Genomic DNA, 23,146 nt, shown 5'->3' with positions numbered 1-23,146 from the left:
GATGACCGATCCCCTCGCCCCGTTCCGTTGGCTGGCAGCCTCACCTGGACAACTCGGCGAAGTGCTCGACGACGTTTTCTGCGTTTCCTTTTTCCGCGGGCTCGAACCTGCCGAGGTGCTGCGCCGCTTCGGGGCCAGGGAACCGGGGCGGGAGCTGGCCTTCTATGAATTGCAGGTCAAGGTCTGGGAGTCCACTGAAATGACCGACGACAACTATGTCGGGGTCGTTCAGGTCGGCGAGTGGAGCGTGGCCGTCGAACCGCGGGGTTTTCAGGCGGTGCTGTCCGAGTCGTTGACCGGGCTGTCTCGGGGATGCGAGGTGGTGGCCGTGGGACGGCACGATTATGCGGAGAACTGCTTTGTGTACGCGGTGGACGGCGAGGTCGTCACCAGCTTCACGCCGCGCCTGCCAGGCACTCGGTGGGGCAGCGACCCGGACCGGCTCAACGGGCTCATGCGTGAAACCGGCCTGCCTCCGGAGAAGCTGGATGAAGAGGCATGGGAGGCGACATGGGATGACATGTTCGTCAACGGGATCCCGCGGGCGTTCTTGCTGGCAGCCAAGATCACTGGCGTGGTGTTCACCCAGAGCGTCCTGGCCAGGTACTTGCTCGTCGGCGCCCTCCCTCAGTGAGGACGAGGGGTGCCCCGGTGGGTGGGGCCGGCCGCGTTCGCCCTGGTCGGGCGAACGCGGCCGGCTTCGGGGTCGCTCTGGTCGAGCGTTCAGCAGGTCTTGGTCTTCTGGTACGGCTCGCGGTCGTGGGTCGTCGTGATGGACTCGGATGCCGTGCGGCCCTTGGAGATGTGGCGGCAGTTCGAGTCAGGGGCCCACGACCAGGCCACCTTGACCTTCACGGCGTTCTTGCAGTTGTTGGTGAGCTTGACGGTGGTCTTCACCAGCACCTCGCCGAGGCTGTTCCGCTTGCCCGTGTACGAGCGGGACACGTAGCGGTCGACGCAGGACGGGGCGTTGCCGAGGATCTGGACCGCGCCGGCAGCCTGGGTCGTGGTGGCGGCCTGGGCGGTGCCGGCGTAGGCGGGGGCAGCGAACGCGGTCATTACGGCGGCGCACGCGAAGGCGGTGCTCAGAAAGCGCATCGACATTTCTCCGGTTTCTTCCATGCGAGAGATGAGTGGTGCTGCGCGTCGGACGACCGTGGATTTGGCCCCGTCGCAGGAAACGGCGTCGGGTCAGCTGTTTCCCGAGCCAGGTCCATAGTTTTAGTGGGCAGCGGTATAGGGCTGGTATGTTCTGCCGCCTGAAGTGAGCTGCCGGTCCCGGCCGGATGGAGCGGATGGGTCAACCGCTCGCGTACTCACTGGGGGAGGTGGCTGATCTCCGCCGATCTGGCGAGGCGGTGCTCTGGTTTATCGCTGCAGTTGCGGATCGTGCTCGTGCCGAACCGGCTCGGGCTGGGCGCGGCACCAGTCCACGACGCGGTACGTGATGCGGTCGAAGGGCGCGTCATCGGTGAGGGGGTGTTCGAAGTCGGCCAGGCGATCCAGGTCCATGGCCAATTCCGCCAAGGTCTCCTCGGTGAAGAGGCCCGACCCGGTGAGCGTCTCGCGCAGGTAGGCCAGGAGCCGTTCGTGGTGCTCGTCCCAATTGCTGTTGCCGTTGCGCTGCGCCTCGTCTCGGAGCTTCTCGACCGCACGCAACAGTTCGCCCTGGACGGTGTTCGCCTGGCCGCGACGTGGCACATGGGTCTGCCAGATCATGCGAGCATCAGCGGCATAGGACGCATCCATGGAGGCACCGTACAGCCAGGCCATTGGCGCCACGCAGGATCCCTGTAATGGTCACGTACAGTGAAGGCGTCGGCTTGGGGTCGTTGTCGGGCGTGGTCGGTCGTGCTCATGCCGTACAAGCTGAGGCCGTGACGGCCCGACCAACCTGGGCAGAGGTCGAAGCGCACTTCGACGGTCTTCTCAGGGGAGCCATGAGCCGGGAAGCGCGCCCTGAACGGCTATCTGGGGAGCAGATTCAGGGCGGGGGCGTGAGCTGGGCGGACCACGGAGAAATGGCGACGCACGCCCACGACGATGGCGAGGAGGCCGGCCCGTGCGATGGTTTCCGAACTGCGCCAGTCGAGCTGGGGTCCATCTCTCGGTTCGGTCATGGGCGGGAGCATTCCATGTGGAGATCAAGATCCGGTAGCGGGCCGGGGTCGCCGCTTTCGGCGCAGGTAGAGGCACGTCGTCGTTCGTGCCCTGCCACCTCGGATCACCGGTCTCAAGCGTTCAAGAGCAAGTCGGGTGCGGTGCGGGTGGGATTGTCGGTGGGGTGGGTCATACTCCGCCAAGCCAGGATGATCACCGACAAGGGCGAGGGCACGGGCATGGCGCAGTTGTTACGAAGGCTCGACGACGAGGTCTACGTCGAGTACAACACATTCGGGCTGGACGGCACCGATCTGCCGACGTGGGGCTCGCCCACCGATGAGATGTACCACTTCATCGCGGCCGTACGGATGGAGTCCTGGGACGCCGAGCCGGGGGCCGCGGACGACTCGTGGACGCCGGTCAGTTCGGCGACGTTCGTCGCGAAGAGTGGCGTGATCGCGATTCTGTCGATGATGGATGGCAAGGGGCATGACTTCCTGATCGGGCCGGCGCATTTCGAGTACGGCGTGTCCATGTACCTGCGTGAGCCCCAGCCGGGCGACGGGCATGCCACGGATGATTGCGAGCCGCCGCGACACCCGTACGTTCTCGGTGCCCATCGACGGCCGTGGCGCCATGTACGCACCGCCGGGTGTCAGTCGCCGCGTGTGGCGGTGGGAGGACGACCTGCTCGGCGGTGAGCTCATGGACGGAGGGCTGACCGTGGACCGGCAGGTCCTGGCCAGAAACCCGTGGACCAGGCAGATCCTGGTCTCCGGCATCGTGACGATCCTGCGCCGCGATCACGAGCGGCGCGGCGATGGCGACACCGTCTGGTACAGGGCGCGCGACGCCGAGCCGCACGAGGCGGCCAGGGTGTTGTGCGCGGAGGCCACCTGGGAGGAGGACCCTGACCAGCGCCGGGCCCTGGACGAGGTGGCCAAGGAGAAGCTGATCGAGCTGCGGGCCACCCACAGGATCCGGGAGAAGTGAGGTCCGGGCCTTGGCGTTCGGAAGCGGTCGGCGCGAAGGTGATGGTGCCCTCGCGCGCACCGTCGTAGATCCCGCGGGACGCTGACGCGCGGTGATGGCCGGCACTGCTCTCAGCGCGGCCGGGTCGCTGAGGCGGAGTCGGGTGCCGGACTTCAGCGCGAGCTGACATGGCCTGGATTCGGCGACCCTGAGAGATGAGTGATTTAGCAGGCGGAGGATTCCGGTGGGCATTTTTTATGAGTATTTCCGGGCGGCGAACAGGCAGGTCGCCGTGGAGAAACCGGATCACTCCCGCGTGGTGGAGAAACCCCTCCCTGGTTTTCCGGCCTTCGATGCCGTGGAGAGCAAGTGGTTCAATCCGTGCGACTCGCTGTCGAAACTGATCGCGCTGATCAGGAACGTGCCCTACAGCATGGATCTCGTGCCGACGGTTGAGCTTTATCCGCCTCCGGAGAATGCGCCCAAGACCGACCAGGAGTTGGCCGCCCTTCCGGAGGATTCGCCGTACTTGGTGGGTCCGGGGATCGAGGAACTGCCGGTGGATGTTCGTGACTCGCTCGCGGACGTTACCGACGCGGAACTCGTCGAGCTCGGCGAGCGATGGGCGGCGGAGGAAGGCGGTGATCCTGAGTCCTATTCCGCGCTCGTCGCAGAGCTGCGCGACTTGGCCCGACGTGCCCGGGACGAGGGTCAGTTGCTCTATTGCTGGAATTTCGGTTAGCGGGAGCCGGTACGCGGTCGCGCGCGGGATGCTCCTATGGATGTCAGTCCACGTCGACGTTGTCGAGGAAGTGCAGGTTGTCGAGGAAGTGCAGGAGGTGGGTGAGGACGCGGATGCAGGCGGTGATGTCGGCGTCGGTCAGGCCTTCGCCCGCCTGGGCGAGTACGGCGCGTTCGCGGGCGAGTACGGCCGTGATGGCGGCTGTGCCTTCTTCCGTGAGCCGGATGAGTGAGGAGCGTTTGTGCGCCGGGTTGGGGACGGACTCGACCAGGTGGCGCGCCGCCGCGTCGTTGATCATGCGCTGGACGAACTGGCGGCTCAGCGCCTGCGTCCTGCCCATCTGGGGGACGGTCATGGGGCCGTGTTCGCGCAGCAGGACGAGGACGGCCCGCACTCCGACCGGCAGGCCCTCGATGGGCGCGTCCTGCTCCACCTTGCGGTGGGCGCGCCGGTACAGCGGTCCCACCAGGTCGAACACCTCGGCAAGGCGGTCGGGTAGGTCTGCGGGGTGCTGGGGCCGGGCTGTTCCGCTCACCGTTCCATGATGACACCTTAGTTGTCATTCTTGGTCCAAGATGACACCTTGGTTGTCATGAATGATGTGTTCTGGCTCGACGTCGGCGCCGGTCGGCCTCTCGTCCTGTTGCACGGCGGCTTCGTGGACCACGGCATGTGGCACGCGCAGATCGCGGAGTTCGCCGGGAGCCACCGGGTCATCGCGCCCGACGCCCGCGGCCACGGCCGCTCCGCCAACGCCACCGAGCCGTACCGGCTCACCGACGACCTCGCCGCCTTGCTGCGCCGGCTGCGTACGGGCCCGGCCGTGCTCGTGGGTGTGTCCATGGGCGCGAGCGTCGCGGTCGAGACCGCGCTGGAGCATCCCGAGCTGGTCAGCGCCGTGGTCATCACCGGCGCAGGCACCGGCGAGCCGTACTTCACCGACCCCTGGACCGTCCAGCGCCTGACCACCTGGCACGCGGTCATGGCGGCCGGCGATCTGGAGGGGTCGGTCGAGGGGTTCATGGCGTTCGTGGCCGGCCCGTACCGGACCCTCGACGAGTGCGATCCCGACGTCGTGCGCCGGCTGCGGCGGATGGCCAGGCAGACCATGGCCAAGCACACCGCCGGCGAACCCGATTTGCTCGTCCCGGTGACCGGCACCTGGGAGCGCGTCGCCAAGATCGAGGTCCCCGTGCTGGCCGTCAACGGGGCTCTCGACTCGCCCGACCACATCGGCATGGCGGAACGGGTCGCCTCCGCCGTCGCCGACGGCCGCACGATCACCGTCGACGGTGCGGCCCACTACCCGAACATGGAATGTCCGGACGTCTACAACGAGATCCTCCTGGATTTTCTGCGGTCTGCTCGGTGATCACCGCGCCGGTGGCCAACGGTCTTATGGAGCCTGCGGGCTCAGGGGGTTCTCGGGTCGTGGAGTGTGTGCATCGCGTCCATGAGGGTTTGGTGGATGTAGTCGAGTTCGGGGGTGGAGAAGGCGGTCCAGTCGTCGGTGTCCTGGGACCACTCCGCCGGCTCGTCGGAGGCGGTGGTCCAGTCCTGGTCGGTCGCCGCGGGGTCGTGCTGGTACACCCACCAGAGGTTTCCTGAACGGTCCTGGAAGCGGGCGAGCTTGTCGCCGAAGAAGTCGGTCGGTCGGGTCACGACGCGTGCTCCGCGAGCCTCCGCGCGGGCCAGCGTGGCCTCGATGTCGTTCACGTAGACGCGGGTGAGCGCGGGGGTGAACGGCCAGTCGGGCTTGCGGTCGGCGAGCATCAGCAGCGAGTCGCCCAGGTGGAGCTCGGCGTGCAGGACGAGGCCGTCCTTGTCGATCGTACGGGCCGCCGGCACGTCGGTCGCGCCGAACACGTCGATGAGGAAGTCGATCAGTTCGATGGCCTGGTCGGTGATGATGAACGGATTGACCGTGTTCGAGCCGGCGGGCGCGTGAGGGAATGTGGTCATGATGATCCTTCCTGCGTGAGCGGTGCAGGCATGCTCGCAGGAGACGAGGTCATATTCCGTCCGCATCTGCGGGGGATGATTGACGGGTGACGTCAGGCGGCGTCAGGCGGCGTCAGGCGGCGTCTCCAGGGCGCGGAGCATTCGTGCGAGCGTCTCGCGCAGTTGCGTGCGCGCGGGGCCGGGCAGGTCGACGGTGTACTCGACGCCGGCCGGGATCCACGACAGGGCGTACATCGTCTCGCGGACGTCGCCGCCGCCCACCGGCCAGCGCGTGGTGTCGGCGCCCGCCGGCTCGACGCCCTGGGCCCACTCGCCGAACTCCTGCCGGAGCCGCTCGATCGGCATCCGGATCGTCGCGGTCGCGTCGGTCGCCTGCCTGCCCCATGACGTCGCGACGGCCACGAACTCCTCGATCTGGCGCTGGGAGAGCGGCCGTGGCTCGAAGAACACGGCGGTGCGGTGTACGGCGGAGATCCGGTCGATGCGGAACGTGCGCCAGTCGTCGCGGTCGAGGTCCCAGCACAGGAGGTACCAGTGCCGTTCGGACGGGGCCAGGTGGTGGGGTTCGACGTGGCGTGGTGACGGGCCGCTCGCTGAGGGGGATATATGGGTGAAGCGGGTGCGCTCGTGGTCGCGGCAGGCCAGCGCCAGGTCGGTCAGCACGGTCGGCGACACTCCAGGCCGGGCACTTGATGCGGCTTCGGTCCCAGGCCCGGCTCCGGTACGGGGTCCCGTCCGGGACGGGCGTACCGCGGTGGCGAGGGCGTTGACCCGTTCGCGCAGCGCGGCGGGCAGGACGCGTTCGAGCTTGGTGAGCGCCCGCAGCGTCGTGTCGGCCCCGTCGGTGAGCTGCCGCGTCGCCGCGAGACGCAGGCCTGCCGCCATCGCCACGGCCTCGTCGTCGGTGAGCAGGAGCGGCGGCACCACCCCGCCGGGTTCGAGCCGGTAACCGCCCGCGAGCCCCGGCGCCGACTCGATGCGGTAGCCGAGGTCACGCAGGCGTTCGACGTCCCTGCGCACCGTGCGCCGCGTGACGCCGAGCCGCCGGGCCAGGTCGGGGCCCGTCCAGTGCCGATGCGTCTGCAGCAGGTTGAGGAGGGCGAGCGCGCGTGCGGTGGTGTCCGGCATACCCCTCAGCCTGCTGCAGAACGAGGACCGTTCGTGTCCGCATCCGCCGGCAGGGCCGCCGCAGGACCGGAGCTGAAAACTGTCAGGAGTAGAGCCAGCAGCGGGTCCGGTGGTCCGGGGTGAACGTGTGCGTCGGCGGGGTCTCGGTGTGGCAGGCCGGGGTCGCGTGCGGGCAGCGGTGGGCGAAGGGGCAGCCGACAGGTTCGGCGAGCAGATTCGGGGGTTCCGCCAGGTCCTCCTCGTCGAGGTCGTCCGGTTCGTCCGTCCCCGGTGAGGCGGCCGGCCGGTCGGGGTCGGGGGAGGCGGCGAGCAGGAGTTTCGTGTACGGGTGCTTCGGGTCCTGGGTGACCTGCTCCACGGGCCCCGTCTCCACGATGTGACCGGCGTACATGACGCTGATCTAGTCGGCGAAGTAGCGGGCGCTGGCGATGTCGTGGGTGATGTAGAGCATGGCCAGCCCGTCGCGCCGGCGCAGCTCGGCGAGCGGGTTGAGGATGTCCAGCCGGATCGAGACGTCCAGCATCGACAGGGGCTCGTCGCCGAGCAGGACGGCCGGTTCGGCGGCCAGCGCCCGCGCGATGGCGATGCGCTGGCGCTGGCCGCCGGACAGCTCGTGCGGGTACTTGTCGATGAAGTCGTCGGCCGGGGTGAGGTTCATCCGTTCCAGCAGGTCCAGGATGCGCTGCTCCAGCTCGGCCGCCGGCGTGCGGCCGAAGTTGCGCAGCGGTCTGGACAGGATGTAGCGCACCCGGTGCAGGTTGTTCAGCGACGAGAACGGGTCCTGCAGCACCATCTGGACCCGGCCGAAGTGGGTACGGCGGTCCGCGCGCCGGACCGGTTTCCCGGCGAAGCGGATCTCGCCGCCGGTGGGGAGGTCGCCGAGTGCCAGCAGCCGGGCCAGGATGCTCTTGCCGGAGCCGCTCTCGCCCACCAGCGCCAGGATCCGCCCGCGCCGCAGGGTCAGGTCGACCCCGTTCAGCGCGTGCACCACGCGGCCGCGGTCGCGGCCGTGCAGCGGGATGCGCTTGGTCACGGCGACCGCCTCAAGGATCGCCTCTGTCGATGACATCAACGCACCGCCTTGCTTCCGGGGAGGTCGGCCGGCTGCGCCAGGAGGCAGGCGGCGCCGTGCTCGGCCGCCAGAGGCAGTTCCGGCCGGGTGGTCGAGCACTCGGGCTGCCGTTTCTGGCAGCGGGGCTGGAAGGCGCAGCCGGCAGGCAGCGCGCGCAGGTCGCGGGGCGAGCCGGGGATGCCGCGCAGCTCGCGCAGCGGCCCGTGCAGCGGCGGGGTCGATCGGGACGTAGAGCGTGTTGCCGAACTCCCACGCCGGCGTGACCCGGTCGGCCTGATAGACCACCCAGTCGGGATGGTTGGCCTGGTACCAGGCCAGGGTGTGGGTGCGGTCGAAGTCGCGGAAGGCGGGCAGGTAACCGGAGGGCACCGCGCCGGCGGGCTGCGCCAGGGTTGAGGCTCCCCAGACGAAGTCCACCAGCCCGGCGTAGACCGATTTGTCGGGGATCTGGTTGTCGAAGATCTGGCCGCGGGCGATGCCGTTCGCGGGCGGGTCGGGCAGGACCAGCGATGCCGCCTTCGCCGTACGTGCTCCTGGCCAGGCCAGGGCGCCTGCTGTCAGTGCCGCCGCGCCCGCCAGGATCTGCCGGCGGCTCAGGTGAGATTCGATCCGCGAGCTGCTTTCCATGATCAACTCCTTCGTCGAAGGCGCCCCCCACGCCACGGCCGATGACATCGAACCTAGTGACCACAAACGATTGCCGCAATACTGCAAAGACCATCATCTGATTTGCAGTCATTCCGAGCTTCAGGGCAGCGTAGATCGATTGCTGCAAGGATGGTTATCGTTCAGGCGTTCCTGAGGCAGTCCCGCACGCCGTACGCCGCGAAATCGGCCAGGTCGGCGCGGATGCGGGCGGCGACCTCCGCGTGGTCGGCCAGGTCGGGCGCCACCGCGGCGAGCAGCCGCATCGGATCGTGCGCCAGCCGCCGCAGGTCGCCGGCGCGCGGATCGCTGACCTCGACCGGCCGCCCGGCGTCGTCGGTGGCGACGGTGACGTGCCTGAGCCAGGCGGCCACCGCCAGGCAGGCCCAGCGCGGCATCGCCGCGGCGGCCAGCCGGTCGCGCACCGTGCCGAGCAGGCGGATCGGCACCTTGAGCGACCCGTCCATGGCGATCTGCGCGCATCGGTGACGCAGCGCCCGGTTCCGCATCCGGTCCAGCACCTGCGCGCCGTACTCGCGCAGGTCCACACCGGGGGGCGGGGTCAGTGCGGGCAGCACGTCCTCGTGCAGCAGCCGTTCGGCCAGCCGGGCGAGCACCGGGTCGGCGAGCGCGTCCGCGACGTGCTCGTGGCCGGTCAGCGCGCCGGTGTAGGCGAGCGTGCTGTGCGCGCCGTTGAGAATGCGCAGTTTGGCCTGCTCGTACGGCTCCACGTCCGCCACGAACCGCGCCCCCGCCCGCTCCCAGGCCGGCCGGCCGGCGGGGAAGTCGTCCTGGAGCACCCACTGGCTGAACGGCTCGGCCACCACGGCCGCCAGGTCCTCCCGCCCGGTCAGCTTCGCCGCGGTCGCCAGGTCCTCCGGCGTGGTGGCGGGCACCATCCGGTCCACCACCGTGGCCGGGAACGACACCCCCTCCGGCACGCTCCCGCAGACGTTCAGCACGGCCTCACGTAGCCGGGGGCCATTGGCGAGCAGGTTGTCGCAGCTGACCACGGCCACCGGGCCGGCCCCGTCCGAGGTCCTGCGCGTCAGGCCGGCCGCCAGCAGGTCGATCGGGCTGCCCGGCCGGGTGTCGGCGTAGGCCTTCTCGGTGATCGTCAGCGTGATCACCCGGACCTCGGGGTCGGCCACCTGCCGGATGACCTGCTCGGTCTCGGTCGGGGCGTGCAGGGTCCGCCGTACGGAGGAGATCTCGGTCGCGGAGACGTCGTCGCCGTCGCGTACCAGCAGCGTGTAGCGATGGTCCTGGGCGCGCAGCGCGCGGACGACCTCGGGAGAGCGCGGCGCCACCGCGCAGATCGCCCAGCCGTCGCCCGCCTCCTGTGTGTGGACGGCCTGGTGAGCACGGTGGAAGGCGCCGAGCCCGAAGTGCACGATCATGATTCGGCGAGGAGTTCGGCGATGTCGATCGGGCGCGACTCCACGGCCGAGCGCCAGATCGCCTCGCCCGTCGCCACCGCCAGCGCCCCCTGCCGGGCGTCGGCGAGCAGGCCGTCGCGCAGCGACTCCGGCGCGGGCGAGAACGTGAACGTGCCGGAGCCCGGCAGCGTGGTCCCGTCCGGGGTCCTGCCGTGGCGGGACTCGATCTGGCCGTGCGTGCCGCTGATCAGCACGCGGTAGCCCTCCCATGGGGAGGAGAAGTCGAGGGTGTAGGCCAGGCTCGCGCCGTTGTCGTAGCGGACCAGCGCGGGTTAGGTGTCCTCGATGTCGATCTCGTCGTCGTAGAGGTAGGTGTCGGTGGGGTACTGGTGCTCGTAGGCCAGGCCGTACAGGCCGGTGCGGACGCCGCCGGGCTCGGCGAAGGCGAACGCGCCGCTGCCCGCCTGCGCCCGGTAGTAGGGGTCGCGTTCGTACAGGTCGGCCCCCGTGTACGGCGTTCCGGAGGCGTCGCGGGGGCGGTGCGGGCTGTCGGGGCCGTAGAAGTTGAGCGCGCCGTAGGCGAAGACCTGCTCGGGAGCGGCGCCGATCCACCAGGAGACCAGGTCGAGGTGGTGGCAGCCCTTGTGCACCGACAGGCCGCCGGACAGTGCGCGCACCCGGTTCCAGCGCTGGAAGTAGCTGCCGCCGTGCCGTACGTCCACGTGGTAGTCGAGGGCGACGTGGGTGATGCGGCCGAGCCGGCCGTCCTGGATCAGCCGCTTGATCTTGCGGTGCCGCGGGATGTAGCGCATGTTGTGCGTGACCAGCACCGACCCCTTGCTGTCACGCTCGGCGCGCAGCACGCGGACGGCGTCGGCGGCGGTGGTGACCATGGGCTTCTCGGAGATGACGTCCAGGTCGCGGGCGAGTGCGGCCAGGATGTAGCCGGCGTGGGTGTGGTCGGGGGAGGCGACGATCACCGTGTCGGGCGCCAGCTCGTCGACCATCCGGTCGAAGTCGGACGGCGCGTACCAGGGCAGGCGCTCGTGCCCCTCGGGCAGCACCGAGTCGTTGAACGCCTTCACCCTCGCCCGGTCGGGGCCCACCACGCCCGCGACGGTGTCGCCGTGGTCGAGCAGGGGCAGCACGAAGCTCGCCAGCCCCCTGTTGGACAGCCCGCATACGACGTACCGCTTCATACCTGTCAGCCTCCTGCAAACGCAGTCATGTGATCCTCGTCGGGTTCCGTGCCATAATGCCGAGACTGCGCCTGAAATTGCAACAAACGCTTGCAGGAGGCTTCATGGACGACCTGACGGCGATCGGCGACCTGCTGACGGGGGAGGCGCCCGCCACCTGGGTGTTCGCGGGCGACAGCATCGTGCAGGCCGCCCGGTGGACGGCCGGGGCGCGCGGCTACGTCGAGCTGTTCTCGGAGCGGGTCAGGTACGAGTGCGGGCGGTTCCTGGACGCGGTGATCAACACGGGGGTCAGCGGCTGGCGGGGTGCCAACCTGGCAGCGCACCTCGACCGGGCGGTCCTGCGGCACGCGCCCGACGTGACGGTGATCGGGGTCGGTACGAACGACGCCAAGGACCTCTCCGTCGCGGAGTTCCGCGCCGTGCTGACGCCGGTCATCGAGCGCGTACGGGAGGCGGGGTCCCTGGTCGCCCTGCAGACCCCCGTGCCCGGGCCGATCGCGGCCATCCCCGCCTATGCCGAGGCGATCAGGGAACTGGCCGGCGAGCTGGGTGCGGCGCTCGTCGATCACCACGCTCGCTGGCAGGACGCCGATTCCCGCTGGTACGGAGATCCGGTGCATCCCAACGCCGAGGGGCACCGGGTGATGGCGCGCACGCTCGTCGACGCGCTCGGCGTACCCGAACGTACGATTGCAAGCGATAGCTGAAATAGCAGCACCGACCTGCAACAAGAGAACGCTTCCTCAGCTCCGCCCGTGCGATATCGTCGCCTCGTTGCAGCAAACCAGGAGGTCAGGCTCATGCCAGTCACGCTTGCGGACGTCGCCCAGGCCACCGGGCTGTCCGCGTCGACCGTGTCGCGGGCGTTGTCCGACCCCGACAAGGTCAACGTGCACACGCGCGAGCGCGTCCGCCGCGCGGCCCGCGAGCTCGGTTACGTGCCCAACCAGACGGCCCGCTCGCTGATCTCCGGCCATCACGACATCTTCGGGCTGATCGTGCCCGACATCGCCAACCCGTTCTTCCCGCCGATCATCAAGGCGATCCAGGCGCGGGCGGGGCTCAAGGGCAAGACCGTGATCATCACGGACGTCGACGAGCACCCGAGTGACGAGGTCGAGCGGGCGCAGATCCTGCGTAAGCGGGTGGATGGGCTGATCATGGTCTCTCCGCGTACCGGTGACGACCGGCTGCACGAGCTGGCCCGGCTCAAGCCGATCGTGTTCGTCAACCGGCGGGTCCCCGGCGCGGCCAACGTGCTGGTCGACAACGACGACGGGATGATCGAGGCGGTCGAGCACCTGACCGCGCTCGGCCACAGGAAGCTCGCCTACCTCAGCGGCCCGCGGCGCTCGTGGTCCAACGCGCAGCGGCGCGAGGCGGTCGTCGCGGCCTGCCAGGCGCAGGGCGTCGAACTGGTCGAGTACGGGCCGTTCGAGCCGCAGGTCCAGGCCGGCGTACGCGCCGCCGACCTGGTGCACGCCGGTGACGTCACCGCGGTCATCGCCTACGACGACCTGATCGCGCTCGGCCTGATGACCCGCCTGGCCGAGCGCGGGGTGCGGGTCGGCCAGGACCTGAGCGTGATCGGCATCGACGACAGCCCGATGTCCGGCATGGCCTATCCGACGCTGACCTCGATCCACGTGCCGGGGACGGAGGCCGGGGTGGTGGCGGTCGATCTGCTGCTCGACATGATCAACAATCCGGGAGAGGAGGAGCCGCCGGTCGTGCAACTGGAGACACGACTGGTCGTCCGCGGCTCCACCACCCTGGCACCGTCCAGGTGACGGCCTGCGTCACGTGACGGCCGGCCTCGGACCGGCCTGGCTTACATGACGGCGCCGAGCTGCCACGGCGCGAACTCCTCGTCGCCGAATCCGAGCAGCTCGCTGGCCGTCTGCTGCCCGGACGCGGTGGCCAGGATCAGGTCGTAGACGGCGCGGCCGGTCTCCTCGATCGTGCGTTCGCCCGTCGCGATGGGCCCGCAGTCCAGGTCCATGTCGTCCCGCATCCGCCGGTAGACGTCGCTGTTGGTGGCCAGCTTCAGGCTCGGCACCGGTTTGCACCCGTAGACGGAACCGCGCCCGGTGGTGAAGCAGACGATGTTCGCGCCGCCCGCCACCATGCCGGTGACCGAGACGGGGTCGTAGCCGGGGGTGTCCATGAAGGCCAGGCCCGGCTGCCGTACCGGCTCGGCGAAACCGTGCACGCCGGTCAGCGGCGAGCTGCCGGCCTTGGCCACCGCGCCGAGCGACTTCTCCAGGATTGTGGTGATTCCGCCGTCCTTGTTGCCCGGTGAGGGGTTGTTGTCGAGCGAGCCGCCGTGCCGCGCGGTGTAGTCGCGCCACCAGTCGATGCGGTCCAGCAGCGCCCGCGCCACCTTCTCGTCCACCGCCCTGGCCGCCAGCAGCCGTTCGGCGCCGTAGATCTCCGGGGTCTCGGCCAGGATCGCGGTGCCGCCCTGCGCGACCAGCAGGTCGGCGGCCACGCCCAGCGCGGGGTTGGCGGTGATGCCCGAGTAGCCGTCGGAGCCGCCGCACTTGAGCCCGAGCACCAGGTGCGAGGCGGGAACCTCCGTCCGGGACACGCCGAGCGAGGGCAGCAGCTCGCGGATGGCCTCGACGCCCTTCCGCACGGCCGCCGCCGTGCCGCCGGCCTCCTGGATGGTCATCGTCGCGATCGGGGTGCCGGTGGGCAGGTCGAGCTCGGCGATCTGGTTCACCTCGCACCCCAGCCCCAGCACCAGCAGCGCGCCGAAGTTGGGGTGGGCGGCGTAGCCGGACAGCGTACGGCGCAGCAGCTCCAGCCCCTCGCCGTCGGAGGCCAGGCCGCACCCGCTGCCGTGCGTGATGGCGACCACGCCGTCCACTCCCGGCGCCGAGTCCAGCATTCCCGAACGGCGGGCCTGGTCGGCGATGAGCTTGGCGACGGTCGCCGAGCAGTTGACGGAGGTGATGATGCCGACGTAGTTGCGGGTGGCGACCCGGCCGTCGGGACGCACGATGCCCTGGAACGTCTCGGGCTCCCGCCGGACGACCGTCCCCGGCGTGGGGACGACCTCGGTCCGGTCGGTGTCGTGGAAGCCCAGGTTGTGCGTGTGCACGTGCTCGCCCGGGGCGATGGGGGCGGTGGCGTGGCCGATGACCTGGCCGTACTTGGTGACCTCCGCGCCGGGTCCGACCGCCGCGAGGCTGACCTTGTGGCCGGGCGGGACGTCCTGGGTCGCGGTGAGTCCGTACCCGAAGGAGTCGCCGGCGGCGAGCCCGTCGAGCGCGACGGCCACTGTGTCGCCCTCCCTCAACCGGATGACTCTGCTCATGCGCTGCTCCCTTCTGGGCCGATGCTCATGCGCTGATCTCTTCTGGGCCGAGCCACCTGCCGCGCAGGACGGTCGCCCACGGATGGAAGCCTTCGTCGAAGACGGCGAGGTCGGCGTCGGCGCCGACCTCGATCGTGCCCTTGCGGCCGGTCAGACCGAGCACCCGCGCCGGGGTGCTGGTGGCCGCGGCCACGGCCTCGGGGACGGGCCAGCCGAGGTCGCCGGTCAGGTGGCGGAGCATGTCCGGCAGCGCCGAGGTGGAGCCGCCGAACGCGTCCGCGCCCACCACCAGTCCGACACCGTCGCCGACCTCGCAGGTCACGGTGCCGAGCCGGTAGCGGGAGCCGCGCGGCAGTCCGGTGCCCGGCGTGCCGTCGGACACCACGCACAGCCGTTCGCCCACGCAGCGGCGGGCGATCTCCAGCAACGCGGGCGGCAGGTGGCGGCCGTCGGCGATCACCTCGGCGGTGAGGTGATCGGCGGCCAGCGACTCCTCCAGCAGGCCGGGGACCCGCCACGGGCCCCGCCGGACCGTGCCGGACTGGCCGCTCCACAGGTGCGTGATGTGCGTGAGCCCCGCCTCGACGGCGGCACTCAGGTCGTCGCCGCGGGCGTCGCTGTGCCCTGCGGCGACGACGACCCCGGCGCCGGCGAGGAGACCGGTGGCCTCGACGGCGCCGGGGAGTTCGGGGGCGAGCGTGATCATGCTGAGCACGTCGCGGTGCCGCAGGAGCAGGTCGATGTCGGCGAGCGTCGGGGGACGGAGCACGGCCGGGTCGTGCGCGCCGCACTGCGCGGGCGCCAGGAAGGGGCCCTCCAGGTGCAGGCCGAGCAGCTCCGCGCCACCCTCGGCGGTACGGTCCACGGCGGCGAACGCGGCCAGCAGCTCGGCCAGCCGTTCCACGGACGCCGACACCAGCGACGCCTGCACACTGGTGACCCCCTGCCGCGCCAGCCCGCGCAGCACCTCGGCGGCCTGCCCGGAGCCCGCGTCGAAACAGGCGCCCGCGAACCCGTGCACATGCAGATCGACCAGCCCGGCCGTGACCAACCGCCCACCCAAGTCGATCACCCCGTCGGCGTGGTCGCTCGTATGCGGCGGCAGTGACGCGATCCGGCCGTCGGTGATCACCACGTCCACGTCGTCGCGGATGCCGTCCGGGAGCAGCACCCGTCCGCCGGTGAGGATCACCGCAGAGAGTCGATCTTGCTGGCGGAGTCGGCGTCGAGGAACAGCGTGGCGTGCGGCGAGCGGCGCAGGATCGTGGCGGGGCAGGCGGTCGTGATCGGATCGTTCAGCGTGGCGGCGATGGCCGCCGCCTTGCGCTGCTCGGGGACGCACACCTGGACCGACTCGGCCGCCAGCAGCGCCGGCACGGTGAGCGAGATCGCGGTGGCGGGCACGTCCTCGACCGTGGCGAAGTGCCCCTCGCCGACCTGCTGTTCGCGCGAGCGCGCGAGCAGCGTGATCACCCGCGCCCACCGGTCGTCGTCGAAGCGCGCCTGGTGCGGCTCGTTGAAGGCCAGGTGACCGTTCTCACCGACGCCCATGCACACCAGGTCCAGCGGCAGCGTACGCAGCTCGGCCTCGTATCGTGCGCACTCGGCCTCCGGGTCGGCGGCGTTGCCGTCGATGTAGTGGACGTCGGCGGGCGCGAAGGGGATCTCGATCCGCTCCCTGATCCAGCGCCGGAACGAGGCCGGGTGGTCGGCCGCGATGCCCACGTACTCGTCCATGTGGAAGACCGTCACCCGACCCCACGGGATCTCCTGCTCGCGCAGCGCGTCGGTGAACGCGTACTGGGAGTTTCCGGTGGCGATGACGACCCGGGCGGCGCCGCGCCGTCGCACCGCGTCCCGGATGGTCGCGGCGGCGCGCTCGGCCGCGGCGCGGCCCAGGTCCGCCTCGCTCGCGTACACCTCGACGGGCAGGCTGTCCGCCGTGAATCGGGAAAGTGGGGTGGACAAGTGATCCTCCTCGGACTAGGCGAACACCACCATACTGCAAACGTATGCAGCACTTGCAAGAAGGCTTGACACTCTTCCACGGCAAAGCTGCCCAGACGTCGGTGACAGCGCTTGCTACGGCCAGCCGGGCGAGGCGTCGCCGCGCCCCGCCGGAGTCATCGTGCTGGGTGCCTGGCAGCCGGGCGATGACGGCCTGATCGCCTGGATCGCCCTGTGGGCCGCCGCGGCGTACCTCGGCTGGAAGGGTTTGCGGGCTTTCGCGGGCAGGAGCGTGCGGCCCGCGCGGGCGGGGCTGGTCGAGCCGGACGCGGCGCCGCCCTCGGTGCTGGTGGAGGTGGGGGAGACCGTCAAGGGGGCCGGGCTGTTCATGGCGCGCGTCGTGGTGGTGCTCGTCCTGCTCCTGCTGATCCCGACGACGCTGGGCGCGTTCGTCAAAGGGGTGATGTCGCTCTTCGACGGCGACCTGCTGACCGCCGGCTTCGCCTTCCTGGCGGCGGGATGGCTCGGATGGTACGCCTGGGGCCCGCTGCGCGAACTCTGGAAGGGCGACGAGAGCTCCACGACCGGCGAGGACCAGGCAGCGGTGGACGGCGGCCCCGTGGGCGGGGCTCGGCCGGCGCCGGAGGGCACGGTCCTGGCTCCGCCGCGCCTGTCCCTGCCCGAGGCGTTCCTTCTCCTCTCCTACCGGTACGGGGACGTCCACGACCGGCATCAGAGCGCGGTCGCGTGCGCGGCGGCGGAACTCGGCGAGCTCGCGTTGCGCCGCAGGCTGAGGGTCGTGCCCCGGAAGAAGATCAGGGTGTTCGGCTTCGAGTGTTACCTCTCGCCGAGCAAGATCCACCTGCTGGACGCGACCCCCACCGGCCTGGCCTGGGCCGATGAGCTGCTGGCGGAGCTGGAGACGGCTGCCCGGCAGCGCGGCGGGGCCGCGACGGACTCCCCGCGTGAGCCGATCGGCCTACGCCAGTGGCTCAAGCGGCGCGGCGACAGGGCGCTCCTCCTGCACCGGGACGCGCTGACCGGCGGCGGCGTGCTGTTCCACAGCCCCCGCTCCGGCCCCGATCAGGAGGAACGCCACCACCCGGATCCCGGCGTACGCGACGCGCTGGCCAGCCGGCTCAGGGCCGCCACCGAGGAACGGGTCCCCATGGACGGGCACCTGCTGCTCCTGTCGGACCTCGTGGAGGAGGCCGGACTGAACGGCGAACTGGGACTGACCATGACGATGCGCCAGAGACTCGACCGCGCCCGGGGGATCGGGGCGGTGGCGGCCCTGCCGGAGGAGGTGCGGGACACCAGCGCGGTGCTCTCCATGAGCGTCCCCTCCAGAAGCCACGACAGCGCCTCTTCCGAGGGAGGTGGTGGGGAGTAGGCGCCGTCCTCCTGCCTGGCGCAGGCGGGGTCGATCGTCAGTTCTGGACGATGAACTGATCCCGGCCGAAGTTGACGTCCTCCAGGCTCGGCTTGATCAGGCGGACGGGCAGGTCGTCGTAGTACGGGATGGCCGGGACGCGCACCATGCGCACGTCGCACAGGTAGGCCACCCACACGCATCCGTTACCGGGTGCGCCCAGGCCGCCCTTGAACTGCCATGCCTGGTTGGGGCTGGTGTTACAGGCGTAGACGTGGATGACGCCGGTGAGGCGGCCGCCCCGGTTGTCGGCGTCCAGGCACCGTCCGAAGAACGCCACGCTCTGGACGCGGCGCGCGTCGGCGGGGGAGCCGGGGTTGGCGGACGGCTGGAAGCTCCACGCCTGCCTGGTGTCGCCCGGCTGGCACGGGTCGAAGTAGACGTAGATGCGCTGAGGGTCGATCAATTTGGCGCCCGCGGTCAGGCACTGCGTGGTGTCGGCCGGGAGGGTGATCCTGTAGGTGCCGGGTGGTACGTCGTCGAGGAGCGTGGCGCCGGTGCTCGCGGAGGCGTTGCCAGTGAGGGCAGACCAGCCGGTCACGGCGATGAGCATGGCGATGAGCGTTCGGGTCAGTGATCGTCGTCCCACGTTCGTTCCCCCTGTCGTGAGTTGGATGGGGACCAACGTAGGAAGCGAGCCGTGCCGCGGTCTTCGTGATTTCTCGCAAAGTCGGCCCATCCCGCTCGCCGGTTCTTGTCGGTCGTGGGCGGTACGGTCGGTTGTCATGAAGGAGCCGGGAGGTCGGGGGCTGCCTCTGGTGCGGTCGTGATCGGGCGAGGCGACTCCGGAGACGCGCGGGAGCGGCTGGCGTGGCAGTTCGCCGGCATCACCCCGTGGGACGAGTTGGAGGCCGTCCACATAGCCGAAGGGCTGGACTGGATCGCCGGTGGGGCGCCGCTCTACCGGACCGACGCGCCCGATGTGCCGGATCCGCACCTCGTGGCCTACACCGTGGTCCTCAGCCCGAGCGAGGAGATCCTGCTCGTCGATCACCGCAAGGCGCGGCTCTGGCTGCCGAGCGGCGGGCACGTCGAGCCCGGCGAGGACACCTGGGAGACCGTCGAACGCGAGTGCCGGGAGGAGCTGGGCGTGGCGGCCCGCCCCACCGAGTCGGCCGGGAAGCGGCCGTTCTTCGTCACCGCGACGCGGACGCGCGGTGCGCGCTCCCACACCGACGTGTCGCTCTGGTTCGTCATCGAAACCGACCCCATCACCTCCTACGACGAGGGCGAGTTCGCCGGCATCAGGTGGCTGTCGCCGCGGGAGGTCCTCGCCGAGCCCATCGAACGGCTCGATCCGCACATGCACCGGTTCACCAGGAAGCTCGTCAAGGCACTCGGCTGATTGCTAAGTACCCGAGCCCGGGGCGGGGCGGGAGATGCGGAGCATGGCGCGGTAGACCGCGGTCCCGCTGGGGGGTGGTGTCAGGGGCGGGAGCGGGGTGCCGGGGGTGGCATAGGCGCGGAGCATCTGGCCGACCAGGCGGCGCCACGCGTCAGGGGCGGCTTCGGTGGTGGCGGCGACGACGCCCGCGTTGGCCATCAGCAGGATGACGAGGTCCTCGGCGGTGAAGTCGTCGCGCAGGTGGCCGCCGGCCTGGGCGCGGGCGATGATCTCCAGGAACCCTTCGTACGCCTCCGCGCGCCGGGCTTCCAGGGCCTTGGCGGACGGGAAAGACCTGGCCAGCACGTCGGCGAAGCCCCGGTCGGCGGCCTGCATGGCGCACACGGTCTCGATGAAGCCGGTGAAGCCGCGCCACGGGTCGGGATCGGCGAGGGCCCGGGCGGTGGCGGCGGCGTAGGCGTCCATGCGGTCGGCGAAGACGGCGTTGATGAGCTCTTCGCGGCTGGCGAAGCGGCGCGACAGGGTGGCCTTGCCGACGCCCGCCTCGCGGGCCACGCAGGCCATCGAGACGCCGAGTCCTTGGCCGGCGAACAGGCGGCGGGCCGCGGCCAGGATGCGTACACGGTTGCGTTCTGCGTCGGCGCGCAGCCCTGCTTCGGACTGCTGGTCGTCGGGCGGGTCGGGGTCCGCGCTGCGGCTCATGATTCCAGTCTAGCCAAGTGGAACGGTCTACCCATTTCCTCGCCGAACGTGGCATGATGAAAACGGGTAGGCCGTTCCACTTTTCCCCGGGACGACGCCGAGCGCCGTCTTTCGCCTGGCCGAGCTGCCCACCGCACCCCCGACCGTCAAGGAGATCCCCCATGAACATCGCCCTGTGGATCGTGCAGGTCGCTCTCGGTGCCATGTTCTTCATGGCAGGCGTGATGAAGGCCACGCAGCCCAAGGAGAAGCTGGCCCCGAGGCTGCCGTGGGTGGACGACTTCTCCGCCGGCACCATCCGCTTCATCGGCGTCGCCGAGGTGGCGGGCGGGCTCGGGCTGATCCTGCCCGCCGTCACCGGCATCGCCCCCGTGTTGACCCCGCTGGCCGCGGCCGGCCTGGCGCTGACGATGGTGCTGGCCGCGGTGGTCCACGTCCGCCGCAAGGAGCCGTCCGGGATCGCCGTCAACGCGGTCCTGTTCCTGCTCGCGGCGTTCGTCGCCTGGGGGCGGTTCGGCCCTTACGCCTTCTGACGTCCTCGGCGAATCACCACCAGCCGAAGGCGGCCCAGGCCAGGACGGGGGCGACGACGATCGAGATCAGCCCGTACACCAGGAGCTGGCGGAACAGGCGGGCTCGGGCCGAGGGCTCGGCGGCGCCCAGGATGAGGCCGCCGGTGATGCCGAGCGGGTTGAGGTCGACCAGCACCGAGGCCAGGGCCACCGCGAGCACCCCGCCGACCGGGGAGACTCCGGCGGCCACCAGCGGCGGCAGCAGGGGCATGACGGTCGCGAACACCGCGATGGAGCTGGCGGCGAAGGATGTGATCCCGGCGACGTAGCACAGCACCAGCAGGCTGAGCAGCGGCGAGCCGGCCACCCCGAGCAGCTCGCTGATCTGCTTGAACGCGCCCAGGTGCTGCATCAGGCCCACGTACGTGAGCAGGCCGCCGATCAGCAGGACCACGTTCCACGGGATCCTGGAGACGATCGCGCCGAGCGGCAGCCGGAAGGCGAGCTGCAGCACCAGGGCGGCGGTGAGGCCGAGATAGCCGACGTTCATGTCGAAGCCGACGGACAGGGCGACGACGGCGGCCATGCACGCCAGCGTGAAGGCCCGCGTCCCGGAACCCGAACTGTGCGTCGCCGCCGCCGTGGGTGCGACTGTCACGGTCGCGGTGCTGGAAGCCCCGCCACTGGAAGCCCCGCCACTGGAAGCCGCGTCGCCGGAAGTGGCGCTGGGCGCGGGGTCAAGGTCGGCGGTGCCGGACGCGGGGCCGGCCGGGTCGGTGGTGCTGGACCCGAGCGGCGTGGCCGGGACGGAGGCGCGGCCCCGGGGAATGCCGCCGGTGAACCGGCCGACCACCAGGCAGCCCGCACACACGACCAGCCCCGCCACCAGCCCCCCGGCCAGGAACGTCACCGGCGCCGACCCGGGCAGGTCGATGCCCAGCTTGCCGCTCAGCGAGCGCGCGGTGACCCCGTACACGGCCAGCGGCGACAGCAGCCCGCTGATGATGCCGGTGACGCCCAGGACGGCGGCGAGCATCGGCGAGATCCGGTAGCGGGCGGCGAAGCCGAGGGCGATGGGGGAGACGATGGCGGTCGCGGCGGCGGGCAGGGTGCCGGCCGCGGTGAGCACGGCGCCGATGGCGAACGGGGCCAGCGCGATCAGCACGAGCCGGCCGCCGGCCGCCCGCAGCAGGACGTCCAGTAACCAGTCGAGGGTCCCGTTGAGCTGCGCGACGGCGAACAGGGCGGTCACCCCGACGATGAGCACGAAGAAGTCGGCAGGGAAGAAGCCGGTCACGTCGTTCGTCGGGACGCCGGCGGCCAGCCCGAGCAGGAACGCCGCCGCCAGGGCGCCAAGGCCGAGATCGAAGCCGGGGATCAGGGTCGCCGCGAGCAGGGCGGCCAGCACGATGATGGACAGGGTGGCCATGGTCATGGGCACGCCTCTTTCGGGTCAGACCACTCCTCGGTGGCGCAGGTCATGGATCTCCGGCTCGGCCAGCCCGGCGAGGTCGCGGAGAACGTCGTCGGTGTGCTCGCCCAGGGCGGGCGCGGGGCCGCCGATCGTGGTGTCGAACCCGGAGAAACGCCCGGCCGGGGCCTGCATGAGCCGTGGGCGGCCCGTTCTGGCGTCCGGCACCTCGACGATCGAGCCGCGGGCGCGGATGTGCGGGTCGGCGCAGATGTCGGCGGCGGAGTTGACCGGCCCGGCGGCCACTCCGGCCTCGGTGAGCAGGGACATCAGGGGTTCGAGGTCGTGGGCGGCGACGAAGGCGGCGACCCTGGCCTCGATCTCCTCGCGGTGTTCCAGCCGGGCGGTCATGGAGTCGTGCACGGCGAGGTCGTCGGCGTCCATGACGGTGACCAGCCGGCGCCACATCTGCTCGGTCGAGGCGGGCAGGGCCAGCCAGCGGCCGTCGAGGGTGCGGTAGAGGTCGTTGGGGCTGATGTGCGGGTTGCGGTTGCCCTGGCGTTCGCGGGGCTCGCCGGTGGCGCCGTACTCGACGACGAAGTCCTCCATCATCCGTAGCAGCGGCTCGTACAGGGGGATGTCGGCGAGCTGGGCCTGCCCGGTGAGGTCGCGCTGGCGCAGCGCGAGCATGGCGGCGAACGCGGCGTAGATGCCGGTGACGCCGTCGGCCACGGGATAGCCGGCGAAGACGGGCGGCCCGTCGGGGGTTCCTGTGCGGTGGGTCAGGCCGGCGAACGCCTCCGCGACGCGGGCGAAGCCGGGCCGGTCGGCGTACGGGCCGGTCCTGCCGAACGCGCTGACCTGGATCATCACCAGGTCGGGCCGGTACGCGCGCAGGTCGTCGAAGTCGATCCGGAACCGGCGCAGCGTCGCCGGGCGGAAGTTGGTCACCACGATGTCCACGGCCGCGGCCAGCCGGCCGACCAGCGCGGCCGCCTCGGCGTGGTGCAGGTCGATCGTGACGCTGCGCTTGCCCCGGCCGATCATCGACCAGGCGGCCGACTCGCCGTCCTCCAGCGGCGGGTAGTGGCGGGCCGGATCGCCCGTGCCGGGATGCTCGACCTTGATCACTTCGGCGCCGAACTCGCCGAGCAGCGCGGACGCGAGCGGCCCGGCCAGGATCGTCGACACGTCCAGGACACGCACTCCGCTGAGGGGGCGGTCAGCCACTTGGTATTCCTTTCACCTCGGCTTTCGCAGCCACGATCGC

General features: G+C 70.7%; 28 protein-coding genes. 10 read left to right on the top strand and 18 right to left on the bottom strand.

Features of this window, described 5'->3' with window-relative positions; translation table 11 throughout:
- Position 1 precedes the first annotated feature (1 nt).
- Positions 2–634 carry a DUF6461 domain-containing protein gene (locus tag AB0C27_RS20345; RefSeq protein WP_357846097.1) on the top strand — a complete coding sequence of 211 codons (633 nt, stop codon included), beginning with the start codon at positions 2–4 and terminating at the stop codon, positions 632–634.
- Between the two features lie 89 nt (positions 635–723).
- On the opposite strand, the gene AB0C27_RS20340 is transcribed toward AB0C27_RS20345, so the two are convergent.
- Entirely contained in the window at positions 724–1,098 is a 375-nt protein-coding gene (locus tag AB0C27_RS20340; RefSeq protein WP_357846095.1) for a hypothetical protein, read from the bottom strand.
- A gap of 270 nt (positions 1,099–1,368) precedes the next feature.
- A complete protein-coding gene (locus AB0C27_RS20335; protein WP_357846093.1) occupies positions 1,369–1,749 on the bottom strand; it encodes a hypothetical protein in 381 nt (126 codons plus the stop codon).
- Positions 1,750–2,309: 560 nt separating this feature from the next.
- Between AB0C27_RS20335 and AB0C27_RS20330 the strand changes: the two genes are divergently transcribed.
- From AB0C27_RS20330 to AB0C27_RS20320, 3 genes are all read left to right on the top strand, one after another.
- The gene (locus AB0C27_RS20330; protein WP_357846091.1) at positions 2,310–2,804 is read left to right on the top strand and encodes a hypothetical protein; all 495 of its coding nucleotides are present in this window, start codon (positions 2,310–2,312) and stop codon (positions 2,802–2,804) included.
- Positions 2,770–3,096: a hypothetical protein gene (locus AB0C27_RS20325; protein ID WP_357846089.1), complete on the top strand. Its 327-nt coding sequence runs from the start codon at positions 2,770–2,772 to the stop codon at positions 3,094–3,096. Before AB0C27_RS20330 ends, AB0C27_RS20325 begins: the two co-directional genes overlap by 35 nt.
- Before the next feature lie 223 nt (positions 3,097–3,319).
- The gene (locus AB0C27_RS20320) at positions 3,320–3,817 is read left to right on the top strand and encodes a hypothetical protein (protein WP_357846087.1); all 498 of its coding nucleotides are present in this window, start codon (positions 3,320–3,322) and stop codon (positions 3,815–3,817) included.
- A 43-nt stretch (positions 3,818–3,860) separates the two neighbouring features.
- Here AB0C27_RS20320 and AB0C27_RS20315 read toward each other — a convergent pair whose 3' ends face one another.
- Entirely contained in the window at positions 3,861–4,352 is a 492-nt protein-coding gene (locus AB0C27_RS20315; protein WP_357846085.1) for a MarR family winged helix-turn-helix transcriptional regulator, read from the bottom strand.
- 57 nt (positions 4,353–4,409) lie between these two features.
- On the opposite strand from AB0C27_RS20315, the gene AB0C27_RS20310 reads away from it, so the two are divergent.
- On the top strand, positions 4,410–5,189 hold the full coding sequence (locus AB0C27_RS20310; protein WP_357846083.1) for an alpha/beta hydrolase: 780 nt from the start codon (positions 4,410–4,412) through the stop codon (positions 5,187–5,189).
- A 41-nt stretch (positions 5,190–5,230) separates the two neighbouring features.
- Here the strand turns inward: AB0C27_RS20310 and AB0C27_RS20305 are convergent, their stop codons facing one another.
- The 8 genes from AB0C27_RS20305 to AB0C27_RS20270 form a co-directional block, all read right to left on the bottom strand.
- Positions 5,231–5,779, bottom strand: a complete 549-nt coding sequence (locus AB0C27_RS20305) for a VOC family protein (RefSeq protein ID WP_357846081.1) — start codon at positions 5,777–5,779, stop codon at positions 5,231–5,233.
- A gap of 102 nt (positions 5,780–5,881) precedes the next feature.
- Entirely contained in the window at positions 5,882–6,907 is a 1,026-nt protein-coding gene (locus AB0C27_RS20300; protein WP_357846079.1) for a WYL domain-containing protein, read from the bottom strand.
- Positions 6,908–6,989: 82 nt separating this feature from the next.
- Positions 6,990–7,298, bottom strand: a complete 309-nt coding sequence (locus AB0C27_RS20295; protein WP_357846077.1) for an oligopeptide/dipeptide ABC transporter ATP-binding protein — start codon at positions 7,296–7,298, stop codon at positions 6,990–6,992.
- Between the two features lie 9 nt (positions 7,299–7,307).
- Positions 7,308–7,976 (bottom strand): dipeptide/oligopeptide/nickel ABC transporter ATP-binding protein, encoded by a 669-nt coding sequence (locus AB0C27_RS20290; RefSeq protein ID WP_357846644.1) that lies wholly within the window; start codon positions 7,974–7,976, stop codon positions 7,308–7,310.
- On the bottom strand, positions 7,976–8,158 hold the full coding sequence (locus tag AB0C27_RS20285) for a hypothetical protein (protein WP_357846642.1): 183 nt from the start codon (positions 8,156–8,158) through the stop codon (positions 7,976–7,978). Before AB0C27_RS20285 ends, AB0C27_RS20290 begins: the two co-directional genes overlap by 1 nt.
- A 609-nt stretch (positions 8,159–8,767) precedes the next feature.
- The gene (locus tag AB0C27_RS20280) at positions 8,768–10,024 is read right to left on the bottom strand and encodes a mannitol dehydrogenase family protein (RefSeq protein WP_357846075.1); all 1,257 of its coding nucleotides are present in this window, start codon (positions 10,022–10,024) and stop codon (positions 8,768–8,770) included.
- The gene (locus tag AB0C27_RS20275) at positions 10,021–10,257 is read right to left on the bottom strand and encodes a hypothetical protein (RefSeq protein WP_357846073.1); all 237 of its coding nucleotides are present in this window, start codon (positions 10,255–10,257) and stop codon (positions 10,021–10,023) included. The genes AB0C27_RS20280 and AB0C27_RS20275 overlap by 4 nt, the downstream gene beginning before the upstream one ends.
- 78 nt (positions 10,258–10,335) lie before the next feature.
- Entirely contained in the window at positions 10,336–11,202 is an 867-nt protein-coding gene (locus AB0C27_RS20270; protein WP_357846071.1) for a Gfo/Idh/MocA family oxidoreductase, read from the bottom strand.
- A gap of 104 nt (positions 11,203–11,306) precedes the next feature.
- Here AB0C27_RS20270 and AB0C27_RS20265 point away from each other — a divergent pair, with 104 nt between their 5' ends.
- Both AB0C27_RS20265 and AB0C27_RS20260 read left to right on the top strand, forming a co-directional pair.
- Complete coding sequence (locus tag AB0C27_RS20265; protein ID WP_357846068.1) at positions 11,307–11,912, top strand: GDSL-type esterase/lipase family protein; 606 nt, start codon at positions 11,307–11,309, stop codon at positions 11,910–11,912.
- A gap of 93 nt (positions 11,913–12,005) precedes the next feature.
- Entirely contained in the window at positions 12,006–12,995 is a 990-nt protein-coding gene (locus AB0C27_RS20260; protein WP_357846066.1) for a LacI family DNA-binding transcriptional regulator, read from the top strand.
- A 41-nt stretch (positions 12,996–13,036) separates the two neighbouring features.
- Here AB0C27_RS20260 and AB0C27_RS20255 read toward each other — a convergent pair whose 3' ends face one another.
- The 3 genes from AB0C27_RS20255 to AB0C27_RS20245 are packed head-to-tail and all read right to left on the bottom strand — an operon-like array spanning position 13,037 to position 16,495.
- A complete protein-coding gene (locus AB0C27_RS20255) occupies positions 13,037–14,527 on the bottom strand; it encodes an altronate dehydratase family protein (protein ID WP_357846064.1) in 1,491 nt (496 codons plus the stop codon).
- Between the two features lie 25 nt (positions 14,528–14,552).
- On the bottom strand, positions 14,553–15,719 hold the full coding sequence (locus AB0C27_RS20250; RefSeq protein ID WP_357846062.1) for an amidohydrolase family protein: 1,167 nt from the start codon (positions 15,717–15,719) through the stop codon (positions 14,553–14,555).
- Positions 15,716–16,495: a glucosamine-6-phosphate deaminase gene (locus AB0C27_RS20245; protein ID WP_357846060.1), complete on the bottom strand. Its 780-nt coding sequence runs from the start codon at positions 16,493–16,495 to the stop codon at positions 15,716–15,718. Before AB0C27_RS20245 ends, AB0C27_RS20250 begins: the two co-directional genes overlap by 4 nt.
- 160 nt (positions 16,496–16,655) lie before the next feature.
- Between AB0C27_RS20245 and AB0C27_RS20240 the strand changes: the two genes are divergently transcribed.
- Positions 16,656–17,867 (top strand): GPP34 family phosphoprotein, encoded by a 1,212-nt coding sequence (locus AB0C27_RS20240; RefSeq protein WP_357846058.1) that lies wholly within the window; start codon positions 16,656–16,658, stop codon positions 17,865–17,867.
- Positions 17,868–17,904: 37 nt separating this feature from the next.
- Here AB0C27_RS20240 and AB0C27_RS20235 read toward each other — a convergent pair whose 3' ends face one another.
- A complete protein-coding gene (locus tag AB0C27_RS20235; protein WP_357846056.1) occupies positions 17,905–18,495 on the bottom strand; it encodes an RICIN domain-containing protein in 591 nt (196 codons plus the stop codon).
- A 177-nt stretch (positions 18,496–18,672) separates the two neighbouring features.
- Between AB0C27_RS20235 and AB0C27_RS20230 the strand changes: the two genes are divergently transcribed.
- Positions 18,673–19,251: an NUDIX domain-containing protein gene (locus AB0C27_RS20230; protein WP_357846054.1), complete on the top strand. Its 579-nt coding sequence runs from the start codon at positions 18,673–18,675 to the stop codon at positions 19,249–19,251.
- A gap of 3 nt (positions 19,252–19,254) precedes the next feature.
- On the opposite strand, the gene AB0C27_RS20225 is transcribed toward AB0C27_RS20230, so the two are convergent.
- Positions 19,255–19,953 carry a helix-turn-helix domain-containing protein gene (locus AB0C27_RS20225; RefSeq protein WP_357846052.1) on the bottom strand — a complete coding sequence of 233 codons (699 nt, stop codon included), beginning with the start codon at positions 19,951–19,953 and terminating at the stop codon, positions 19,255–19,257.
- 161 nt (positions 19,954–20,114) lie between these two features.
- Here AB0C27_RS20225 and AB0C27_RS20220 point away from each other — a divergent pair, with 161 nt between their 5' ends.
- A complete protein-coding gene (locus AB0C27_RS20220) occupies positions 20,115–20,486 on the top strand; it encodes a DoxX family protein (protein ID WP_357846050.1) in 372 nt (123 codons plus the stop codon).
- 13 nt (positions 20,487–20,499) lie between these two features.
- On the opposite strand, the gene AB0C27_RS20215 is transcribed toward AB0C27_RS20220, so the two are convergent.
- Both AB0C27_RS20215 and AB0C27_RS20210 read right to left on the bottom strand, forming a co-directional pair.
- A complete protein-coding gene (locus AB0C27_RS20215) occupies positions 20,500–21,900 on the bottom strand; it encodes an SLC13 family permease (RefSeq protein ID WP_357846048.1) in 1,401 nt (466 codons plus the stop codon).
- An 18-nt stretch (positions 21,901–21,918) separates the two neighbouring features.
- Positions 21,919–23,106, bottom strand: coding sequence for a CoA transferase (locus AB0C27_RS20210; RefSeq protein WP_357846045.1), 1,188 nt, complete (start codon positions 23,104–23,106; stop codon positions 21,919–21,921).
- Between the last annotated feature and the right edge of the window lie 40 nt (positions 23,107–23,146).

This window comes from Nonomuraea sp. NPDC048882, from assembly GCF_040649755.1.
Lineage (GTDB): Bacteria > Actinomycetota > Actinomycetes > Streptosporangiales > Streptosporangiaceae > Nonomuraea > Nonomuraea maheshkhaliensis.
The sequence above is the reverse complement of the archived record's forward strand: the minus strand, read 5'-3'. Positions and strand labels throughout refer to the sequence as shown.

Coding starts and splice junctions, on each gene's coding strand:
- AB0C27_RS20305 (WP_357846081.1), bottom strand. CDS start 5,779: ATGACCACATTCCCTCACGCGCCCGCCGGCTCGAACACGGTCAATCCG.
- AB0C27_RS20265 (WP_357846068.1), top strand. CDS start 11,307: ATGGACGACCTGACGGCGATCGGCGACCTGCTGACGGGGGAGGCGCCC.
- AB0C27_RS20300 (WP_357846079.1), bottom strand. CDS start 6,907: ATGCCGGACACCACCGCACGCGCGCTCGCCCTCCTCAACCTGCTGCAG.
- AB0C27_RS20290 (WP_357846644.1), bottom strand. CDS start 7,976: ATGTCATCGACAGAGGCGATCCTTGAGGCGGTCGCCGTGACCAAGCGC.
- AB0C27_RS20255 (WP_357846064.1), bottom strand. CDS start 14,527: ATGAGCAGAGTCATCCGGTTGAGGGAGGGCGACACAGTGGCCGTCGCG.
- AB0C27_RS20260 (WP_357846066.1), top strand. CDS start 12,006: ATGCCAGTCACGCTTGCGGACGTCGCCCAGGCCACCGGGCTGTCCGCG.
- AB0C27_RS20270 (WP_357846071.1), bottom strand. CDS start 11,202: ATGAAGCGGTACGTCGTATGCGGGCTGTCCAACAGGGGGCTGGCGAGC.
- AB0C27_RS20310 (WP_357846083.1), top strand. CDS start 4,410: ATGAATGATGTGTTCTGGCTCGACGTCGGCGCCGGTCGGCCTCTCGTC.
- AB0C27_RS20280 (WP_357846075.1), bottom strand. CDS start 10,024: ATGATCGTGCACTTCGGGCTCGGCGCCTTCCACCGTGCTCACCAGGCC.
- AB0C27_RS20340 (WP_357846095.1), bottom strand. CDS start 1,098: ATGCGCTTTCTGAGCACCGCCTTCGCGTGCGCCGCCGTAATGACCGCG.
- AB0C27_RS20220 (WP_357846050.1), top strand. CDS start 20,115: ATGAACATCGCCCTGTGGATCGTGCAGGTCGCTCTCGGTGCCATGTTC.
- AB0C27_RS20295 (WP_357846077.1), bottom strand. CDS start 7,298: ATGTACGCCGGTCACATCGTGGAGACGGGGCCCGTGGAGCAGGTCACC.
- AB0C27_RS20225 (WP_357846052.1), bottom strand. CDS start 19,953: ATGAGCCGCAGCGCGGACCCCGACCCGCCCGACGACCAGCAGTCCGAA.
- AB0C27_RS20215 (WP_357846048.1), bottom strand. CDS start 21,900: ATGACCATGGCCACCCTGTCCATCATCGTGCTGGCCGCCCTGCTCGCG.
- AB0C27_RS20330 (WP_357846091.1), top strand. CDS start 2,310: ATGATCACCGACAAGGGCGAGGGCACGGGCATGGCGCAGTTGTTACGA.
- AB0C27_RS20335 (WP_357846093.1), bottom strand. CDS start 1,749: ATGGATGCGTCCTATGCCGCTGATGCTCGCATGATCTGGCAGACCCAT.
- AB0C27_RS20345 (WP_357846097.1), top strand. CDS start 2: ATGACCGATCCCCTCGCCCCGTTCCGTTGGCTGGCAGCCTCACCTGGA.